Origin of the sequence: Paraburkholderia dinghuensis, from assembly GCF_003837865.1 — a bacterium.
GTDB classification, from domain to species: domain Bacteria; phylum Pseudomonadota; class Gammaproteobacteria; order Burkholderiales; family Burkholderiaceae; genus Paraburkholderia; species Paraburkholderia dinghuensis.
Window position 1 is genome coordinate 174,473 of sequence record NZ_RQIS01000013.1, and the last position, 8,312, is coordinate 182,784.

Consider the following 8,312-nt stretch of genomic DNA (forward strand, 5'->3'; position numbering starts at 1 on the left):
AAAACACCGGTAGACGTTCGTCGCCAATGTGGCCTGTCTGAGTCCGGGCGTGTGCCATCGCCACCCGAACGATCGATGCCTGATTGAAGAAAAGCGGAAAGATGGAGATCAATTGAAACCGAAAGCCAGCCTTTTGCTTCTTACCTACAACCAGGAAGCCATCGTCAAAGAGGCAGCGCTTGCGTGCCTCAGCCAGGACTATGAGCCCCTTGAGATAGTGTTTTCCGACGACGCCTCCACGGACGGCACTTTCGCGATGCTGGAAGAAATCGCTCGATCGTACGAAGGTCCTCACAACCTGGTAGTGAGGCGAAACCCTAAAAACGCCGGAATCGGGCAGCACTACAACGAAGCCATTGCCGCATCGACAGGCGAACTCATCATTACGGCGGCAGGCGATGATATTTCTGAACCGGATCGAGTCAGACGGCTGATCGAGGCCTGGGAGTCCGCCGGAAGAGCGCCCGACTTGCTCTCCAGTCATTTCACCATCATCGACAGCAACGGTCGCAAGTGGGACAAGGTGGAGACGCACGATCTCGGACGCGCATCCCTGTCGTCATGGACGAAGGGGCATCCGTTCACGGTGGGCGCGACGCATGCATTTACGCGGCGTCTATTCGACGAATACGGTCCACTAGGTGCGGACGTATGGTACGAAGATCCCGTCATTATGCTTAGGGCGCTAATGAGCGGAGGCCGATAACGGTAAAAGAGCCTCTGATTCGATACCGCGTAGGCGGCACTTCACAGCAGCCCGTGTTCGAGTCGGCTTCGGCGCTAAAGAAATGGTACGGGACTCAGAGCAAGCGAATTCTCGCCGGCATTACGCAAATGCTAAACGACGCATCGCAAAAGGGGCATGACGAAATCGTCCGGAGTGCCTTATCTGACCAGCAGCGGAAAGAAGAATACATCTACGCGATGATCACCGAGCAAACCATCGCGGGCCGATTCAAGGTGCTCGTGGCCCAGCCAGATATCGCCACCGGATGGAAGACGCGAAAGCTGTTGACGTTTAGCTTCCCGAGCGTCGCTATCGCGTTCAAGAAAATCAAAAGCAGGATCCGACGTCCGCGCAAGTATCTCGGCATTGTCGATATTTCCTCGATCCGATAGCGCGTCACAAGTGTGTCTCGGAAGCCGCGCCCGAGACACTGACTTGTCAGGAATGGGCGCGCCGTGATCCGCAGAGGCGTCAGTCGGACGCGCCCACCCACCGGCGCTTACTTGACGACGACTTCAGTGTGCCCAACCACTGGCGGCTTGTCGAAGTAAGGGCCGACGAGCCGGCGCCACTCCTGGAAATCCGCCGACTCGCGGAAATGCACCATGTGGTCTTCGACCGTATCCCATTGCACGACGAGAACGTACTGGTTCGGCTCTTCGACGGAGCGCTGCAACTCGACACCGCGGCAGCCGCGCGCACGGTTGAACAGCGGAATCGCTTGCGCCACCCCTGCCTCGAATTCGGCGTTCTTGCCTGCCTGCACCGTGATGTGTGCCATTTCGTAGACCACGAGATTCTCCTCTTGTATCAGACATGTGTTGCGGAACCCGCTCACCTCGCGCCGTTCTGCGCGTGGTGCAGCAGCCGACCACCACGTTAGCACGGCGGCGTCTTGAACCGCGCGATTTCGACAATGACGTACACAAGATCGACGTATCGAACATGACGATTCCGCCCATGGCGAGGTCCGCGATCATGACTGGGCGTCCACTCAGAACGGCAGCACGCATTCAAGCTTTTCCTGCTGCAACGCGCCCCAGCCAGCACGTGGGGTGCGTGGCATAATTTCCGCACCTGCTGGCGCCACACTGCGCCCGAACTGAACGCACGGCGCCTGCGGTGTATTTCAACGGCGCATTTGAAGCGCCTATCCGCACCACGCGCCACATGTCACGCATTCGACTTGGGAAAATCGGCAGCTTGCTCGGCTTGCTCGCCATCCTGACGAGCGTGTTTGCGCCGACCATCTCGCAGACGCTGGCCACGCACCATCTACATGGTCACGCACATACCGCGTTCTGCACCACCGATCCGGCCTCTGGCGCCCACACACGAGACACCCCGAACCATTCCCTCGCGCAGCATTGGCAGGCCTGCGCGTATTGTGGCCTGCTCGCACACGTCCCCGTGCTGCCCGGTACTGCCGCGAAGTTCGGTGTTGCACCTGCCATCGCGTGCGTAAGCGCGGCACCCTCTGTCCGCGACGTTCACGCACTCGTCGCCCACACGGCGGCACAGCCGCGCGCGCCGCCCGTTTTCTACTGATCTGATCCGCTGCGCCTCACACACAAACGAATGAAACAACGCCACTGCGCTCGCCGTAGTGGTCCGTCGTCATGCTCGCAGTTGACGACGAGAAACGCATCCGGAAAAAATTCGCGCGACGGGCACGCATGTGGGCGTGCTCGTACAGGCGCACCTGTATTTCGACGACATGTTCCCGAACTCGCTCGGCAAACCCCTCTTCTGACCGAAGGACACGACTCATGAAACTGCACACCGCTACTCGCGCCGCCGTCGCCGCGCTCTTTATCGCCGCTTGCCAGCTTGCCTTCGCGCACGCGTATCCGACTCACCAGGTGCCGTCCGCGGGCGCGACCGTCACAGCCGCACAAAAGAACGTGGCAATCGACTTCGACGACGCACTCGAACCCGCGTTCAGTTCGATCACCGTCACCGACGCGCAAGGCAAGGCCGTCACGAGCGGCAAAGCCATGGTCGATGCGTCGAACAAAAAGCATATGTCGGTAGAGCTGAATCCGCTGACACCGGGCGTCTATACGGTCGCGTGGGTCGCTGTCGCCGCGGACGGACACCGAACGCAAGGGCACTACACGTTCACGGTGAAGTGACCGAAGATGCCTTGCCGGTATGTCAAACGCGCTCTGGGCAGACCGATCGCTCGATCGGCATGCAGACGAGCGCGCGGCCGGTTGGCTCGATGTAGCGCCGCGCTAGCGTTTCTGGCTCCGGCGCTTCAATCACACGCCAGCCGTAGGGCGCGAGGAACGCGGACGGATCTGCGGGATCGATCCGAAACGCCAGATCCCGCGTTTCGTCGCAAAGCGGCGATAGACTGCATCCTGACCGTCAAAATGGCGGCACACCGACAGTCCCGGTGAACGTACGTGAAGACGAGGCGGCTGCCGTGCGCAGCCGTCGCGAGAAAATCCAGCGTCGTGCACACGCTCGCTTCGTCGAGTTACTGCGTAACGCCTTCCCAGATGAAGAAGGTCTGCTGGTGCGGGTTATACAGGTGTCGTGGCGATCCACTTTAATCAGGTATCCATATGATCCGGACGATGATTGCGTCCCTGAATGCGGATCACAGAATCGAACAGCGCCTCGGCACGCGCAAGTTCATCGAGCGCCAGTTCCAGACGGAACTGGGCCGCTCCATAGGTCATCGGCGAGACCGCTTCCTCCGACTCGCCGCGAACGGCACGAAAGGCCAGATCGACGCCACGGCTCGCCTCAACGAAGCGCTGCGCGGCCTCGGCTTCTCGTGAACGGGTGATGATCGCCATGAAAGAGTTCCATTGTTAGTTGCGTCCAGTCCGCTACACCCTGAGCGCTGCGGGTACGGGAGCGCGCACGGCCGTGCCCGACTGAGATCACGGATTCGGCCGACGGCATATCAAAGAGATCGCGCGTGACGCCGCGCACCTGCTGGGTGGCCGGCTGGTTGCGCAGACGTTTCGTGAGTTCGGCATAGGCCTCGAAATCGCCGTCACGCGCTGCCTCGTGAATCGCGGCGAGGTTGCGCGCCTTCACGAGCGTCGGCTGCGCGAGTCGCACGAAATAAGGCACTTCGAGCTCGACGGCCAGCGCGATCGGGTAAGCCTTGCCCGTCGGCTCTCCCACTCGCTCGACGCGGTCCACCACGGTAGTGGCCCGCGAAGCGCACGGCGCCTTGCCGGTGCCCACGCTGCGCAGGCGTTCGGAATACACCTTAAGACTGCTGCCAATGCTGAGTTCAGTTGGCGACGCGCACACCAACGCGTAGTGCTGCTCGCGCGCACGGCCCGAAGGCAAGGTCGTGCGGCTCGTCACGAACGCATGCAGCGGCAGTTGCCGGACCTGTCCGGTCGTATCGACCCAGGCATTCCACACCAGTGCGTCTTCGCGCTTGCGTTCCGGCACGCGCGGACGGCTGGCCGCGGGCGAAAACAACGCGAGCAGCGAACCCGTGCGCAGCGCGGCCACTTGCGCGCTGCTGCCGAGCGACTGATTGATACCCCACAGGAAGCGCCCGCCGCCCAGCCGCCGCTCCCACTCCTTGCGAAGAATGAGCGTAGCGAGATCTTCACCGGTCTCCGATCCGATTCGGGACCAGCAAAAAGTGGGCGGTAAGTGTTTCAGTGCCATCGACTTCCTTGGAATACATCAATCTGCCCGATTCGACAGGCAATTCAGTAACCGTTACTGTATAGGTATAATGCATGACATGGAAGCCCCGGACCCACATTTTCCCGTACAGACGCTAATGAGCCGGCTTACGGCCGACACCCGCTCATCCAGCGAAATTGCGCGGCTTTCCGGCGTTAGCCAGCCTACCGTATCGAGACTTCGGCTCTCGAATGGAAGGCGGCTGCGCCGGAGTGCGTCATTCAATAAGCTATGCAATTTCTATGGTGTCGAGTCGACGTCCACCGTGCGACGCGACGCTACCTATAGCGAATTACTGCGCAACGCGATCGTCGAGGCGTGGGACGGCTCGGAAGAGCACGGCCGCGCGCTACTCGTCGTGATCAATGGGTTGAAGGAGATGAGTGGTCGGACCCGATGAGCGTCGCGCAAGGAAGGCGCGCGTTGGGGTACACAGGTCACCGGGTCAGTAGCGTTGCAGCGCGCCCAGGTAACGCCTTATGGGAATTCGACGCGGTACGCAGCAGCGAACTCGCGTATAAAGCCCATAGGAAGCGCCCGTTATGGTCTGCGGAAAGCCGCGCAGGGCGCCACGATGCGGTGAGTAGGGGCGCCAGATCCCAAATCCGGTTACCTTGCGCCATCGCGTCACGCCTGACGTGAACCGACGTTCGATTGCAGGTCCCTTGAGGGAATTACGATGCTGGCGTCCCCATCTGCGAACACCCCCTCGACACTGCGCGGGCAATGCCTGTGCGGTACGGTGCATTACGCCGTCGACGATGCCTTCGTCTACGCACTCAATTGCCACTGCACAAAATGCCGACGGGCGACCGGTTCGGCATTCAAGCCGTTCGCAGGTATCGAGCGCCAGAAACTGGTCGTGACGCGAGGCGGCGAAAACCTGCTGACGTTCGGCGACGCAAAGAGCAACCACGATGTCCATTGCGCCCGATGCGGCTCATTGCTCTATTCAGTTGTGCGCGAAGGGGGCTGGGTTCACGTGACGCTGGGCACACTGGACGACAGCCCCGCGATTCGCCCGAGCGCCCACATTTTCGTCGGCTCGAAGGCGCCCTGGTTCGAGATCACGGACACCTTGCCGCAGTACGACGAATTCCCCTGATCGGCCCTCGCCGAAGGCGGGAAACTTCGGTACCGGAACAACCGCTCCTGTCCCTTAACCGGTGCCTGACGCAAGGTAAAAGCGTCCGTAACACCGCAGGACGCTCTACTTCGCACTCGACACATCAGTCGTCAGAGACGCCCGGCGCGGCACCATGCTCGCGTTCGACGAAGCGGCGGTCAACCAGTCGTCAGGTAAACACGTTCATCGTATTGTCGCCATTTGCCATCGAGCGGTGAAAAACGGCTTGTAGCGGGGCACGATCTGCGCCGGTCATTTCGACGCGCAAACGTCCTGCCACAGGCCGCGACAGGCATTTATCAGACGATTTAGAGTCGCGAACCAATTATTTGTTTTCGCGCCGAAAAGCGCTGGTGGCGAGGTGCTGTCGACCTGGTGTTGTGATTCGATCTGGTGGTGGCGTGAAACTGTGCGTTGCAGACGACGATTCCGGTTGCCTCGCATGCCGGAACGCACTACCATACGCGATCTCTCTGCATTGCACGAAAATTCAGGCCGCCTTTCGCCTTGTGCGTCGGGTGCCCGCCCGGCGGGACCGGCATTCGCCCCCGCCAATTCCCCTGCAATTTCGTCATCGCCAGGACGCAACGCCGCTGGCGCGTGACTCTTTTTGCCCTTGTCAGGCCCCCCTTCAAGGAGAACGTATTGACAAGCCATGACCGGGACGACGTGCTGGCCTCGTCTGCCCGCCCTGCACGCCGCGCATCGAAAGACAAGACCGGCGATACGACTCAGATCGACGCTGGCGCACAGCTGGAAAAACGCCAGCACCAGATGCGCGCGCTGATCAAGCTCGGCCGCGAACGCGGCTACCTCACGCACGCCGATATCAACGACCATCTGCCCGACAACTTCGCGCAGACGGCCGCGCTCGAAACGATCGTCGCTACGTTCAATGACATGGGCGTGCAAGTCTACGAGCAGGCCCCGGACGCCGAGACGCTGCTGCTCAACGACGAAACGCGTGGCGAAGCGCAAATCGACGACGAAGCGGACGAAGAAGTCGAAGTTGCGCTCTCGACCGTCGATTCGGAATTCGGCCGCACCACCGACCCCGTCCGCATGTACATGCGCGAAATGGGGTCGAGTGAACTGTTGACGCGCGCCGGCGAAATCGAAGTCGCGAAGCGCATCGAAGACGGTCTCCAGGAGATGATCCAGGCGATCGCTGCATGCCCGTCGATCGTCGCAACGATCCTCGCGGACGCGGATCGTATCGCCGCCGACGAGATGAAAATCGACGAGCTGGTCGACGGCATCGGCAGCGACGAGCCCGTGGAAGAAGCCGCGATCGCCGCTGGCGAGGAAAGCGACGAGATCGAAGCGCAAGCCGACGACGCCGACGAAAGCGACGGCGAAGAAGACGACGGCGATGCAGCCGCGGATGCGAGCAAGGCGAACGAAGCCCTGCTCGCGCAGTTGAAGGCCGACGGCCTTGCGATCTTCGCTCGCGTGCGCACGCTCTTCGAACAGATGGCATGCACGACCGATTCGGATGCGCGCGCATCGGCAGCCGAAATGAAGATCTGCGAAGAGATCCAGCGCGAACTCGCGCCGATCCGCTTCACGGCGCGCACCATCGACCGTCTCTGCACGTTGCTGCAGGGCCAGGTCGCACAGATCCGCGCGATCGAGCGCAATGTGCTGACCATCGTCGTCGATCGCTGCGGCATGCCGCGTGAGGCATTTGTCGAGCAGTTCCCCGGTCACGAAACCGATCTCGACTGGGCCGTCCGCACGGCTGCGAAGTCGAGCAAATACGGCCCCTCGATGGAGCGCAGCCTGCCGGCCATTCAGGCGGAACAGCGCAAGCTCGCCGAGATCGAAGCGGCCGCTTCGTTGTCGCTGCAGCAGATCAAGGCCATCAACCGCCGCATGACGGTTGCCGAGTCGAAAATGCGCAAGGCGAAGGGCGAGATGGTGAAGGCCAACCTGCGTCTCGTGATCTCGATTGCGAAGAAGTATGTGAACCGCGGCATGCAGTTCCTCGACTTGATCCAGGAAGGCAACATCGGCCTCATGAAGGCCGTGGACAAGTTCGAATATCGCCGCGGCTGGAAGTTCTCGACGTACGCCACGTGGTGGGTGCGCCAGGCCGTGACGCGTGCGCTCGCAGACCAGGCACGCACGATCCGCGTGCCGGTTCACATGATCGAGACGATCAACAAGCTGAACCGCATTTCGCGCGAGATCCTGCAGCAGACAGGCATGGAAGCGCATCCGGCAGATCTCGCCGCGCGCATGGGCATGACCGAAGAAAAAGTGCGGGGCATCCTGAAGATCGCGAAGCAGCCGGTTTCTCTGGAGAGCCCGGTCGGCGACGACGGCGATGCAACGCTCGGCGACATGATCGAGGACGCTGCGTCGAGTTCGCCGGCCGATGCCGCGATTCACGCGAACATGCGCGCCGCCATCGACGAGGCGCTCAAGGCGCTTTCGCCGCGTGAAGCGAAGGTGCTGCGTATGCGCTACGGCATCGACACGACGTCGGATCACACACTGGAAGAAGTCGGCAAGCAGTTCGACGTAACGCGCGAGCGTATTCGCCAGATCGAAAGCAAGGCGATGCGCAAGCTGATGCACCCGAGCCGAGCCGACAAGCTGCGCCCGTTCCTCGAGCGTTGATCCAGGCGATTTAGGCTGCGGGTTTTGCCGTGGTCTGAATGCGGAAAAGCCGTCCTTCGGGACGGTTTTTTTTGGGTTCATCGACGATTACCGGGGAACGCGGCGCGGATTTTGAGGAAGAAGTACTCCTCGTCGCGGTACCCGTAAGCTCGACGCTTGATG

10 protein-coding genes are annotated in these 8,312 nt (G+C 61.3%); 7 read left to right on the forward strand and 3 right to left on the reverse strand.

What is annotated here, in order from left to right:
• Positions 1-112 precede the first annotated feature (112 nt).
• Both D1Y85_RS18650 and D1Y85_RS18655 read left to right on the forward strand, forming a co-directional pair.
• Positions 113-706 carry a glycosyltransferase family 2 protein gene (locus D1Y85_RS18650; protein ID WP_185219037.1) on the forward strand — a complete coding sequence of 198 codons (594 nt, stop codon included), beginning with the start codon at positions 113-115 and terminating at the stop codon, positions 704-706.
• 53 nt (positions 707-759) lie between these two features.
• Entirely contained in the window at positions 760-1,119 is a 360-nt protein-coding gene (locus D1Y85_RS18655; protein WP_124152554.1) for a hypothetical protein, read from the forward strand.
• A 107-nt stretch (positions 1,120-1,226) separates the two neighbouring features.
• On the opposite strand, the gene D1Y85_RS18660 is transcribed toward D1Y85_RS18655, so the two are convergent.
• Positions 1,227-1,520 carry an antibiotic biosynthesis monooxygenase family protein gene (locus D1Y85_RS18660; RefSeq protein ID WP_221410320.1) on the reverse strand — a complete coding sequence of 98 codons (294 nt, stop codon included), beginning with the start codon at positions 1,518-1,520 and terminating at the stop codon, positions 1,227-1,229.
• Positions 1,521-1,897: 377 nt separating this feature from the next.
• Here D1Y85_RS18660 and D1Y85_RS18665 point away from each other — a divergent pair, with 377 nt between their 5' ends.
• Both D1Y85_RS18665 and D1Y85_RS18670 read left to right on the forward strand, forming a co-directional pair.
• Positions 1,898-2,275 carry a DUF2946 domain-containing protein gene (locus D1Y85_RS18665; protein ID WP_124152555.1) on the forward strand — a complete coding sequence of 126 codons (378 nt, stop codon included), beginning with the start codon at positions 1,898-1,900 and terminating at the stop codon, positions 2,273-2,275.
• Between the two features lie 221 nt (positions 2,276-2,496).
• A complete protein-coding gene (locus D1Y85_RS18670; RefSeq protein ID WP_124152556.1) occupies positions 2,497-2,862 on the forward strand; it encodes a copper resistance CopC family protein in 366 nt (121 codons plus the stop codon).
• A 426-nt stretch (positions 2,863-3,288) separates the two neighbouring features.
• Here the strand turns inward: D1Y85_RS18670 and D1Y85_RS18675 are convergent, their stop codons facing one another.
• Together D1Y85_RS18675 and D1Y85_RS18680 are read right to left on the reverse strand one after the other, a co-directional pair.
• Positions 3,289-3,537 (reverse strand): hypothetical protein, encoded by a 249-nt coding sequence (locus D1Y85_RS18675; RefSeq protein ID WP_124152557.1) that lies wholly within the window; start codon positions 3,535-3,537, stop codon positions 3,289-3,291.
• Positions 3,485-4,378, reverse strand: a complete 894-nt coding sequence (locus D1Y85_RS18680; RefSeq protein ID WP_246024969.1) for a hypothetical protein — start codon at positions 4,376-4,378, stop codon at positions 3,485-3,487. Before D1Y85_RS18680 ends, D1Y85_RS18675 begins: the two co-directional genes overlap by 53 nt.
• Positions 4,379-4,457: 79 nt before the next feature.
• Here D1Y85_RS18680 and D1Y85_RS18685 point away from each other — a divergent pair, with 79 nt between their 5' ends.
• The 3 genes from D1Y85_RS18685 to rpoD all read left to right on the forward strand — a co-directional run bounded on the left by D1Y85_RS18685 (position 4,458) and on the right by rpoD (position 8,150).
• Positions 4,458-4,799, forward strand: coding sequence for an XRE family transcriptional regulator (locus D1Y85_RS18685; protein WP_124152558.1), 342 nt, complete (start codon positions 4,458-4,460; stop codon positions 4,797-4,799).
• A 279-nt stretch (positions 4,800-5,078) separates the two neighbouring features.
• Positions 5,079-5,504: a GFA family protein gene (locus tag D1Y85_RS18690; protein WP_124152559.1), complete on the forward strand. Its 426-nt coding sequence runs from the start codon at positions 5,079-5,081 to the stop codon at positions 5,502-5,504.
• A gap of 666 nt (positions 5,505-6,170) precedes the next feature.
• The gene (gene rpoD, locus D1Y85_RS18695; protein ID WP_124152560.1) at positions 6,171-8,150 is read left to right on the forward strand and encodes an RNA polymerase sigma factor RpoD; all 1,980 of its coding nucleotides are present in this window, start codon (positions 6,171-6,173) and stop codon (positions 8,148-8,150) included.
• Positions 8,151-8,312: the final 162 nt, after the last annotated feature.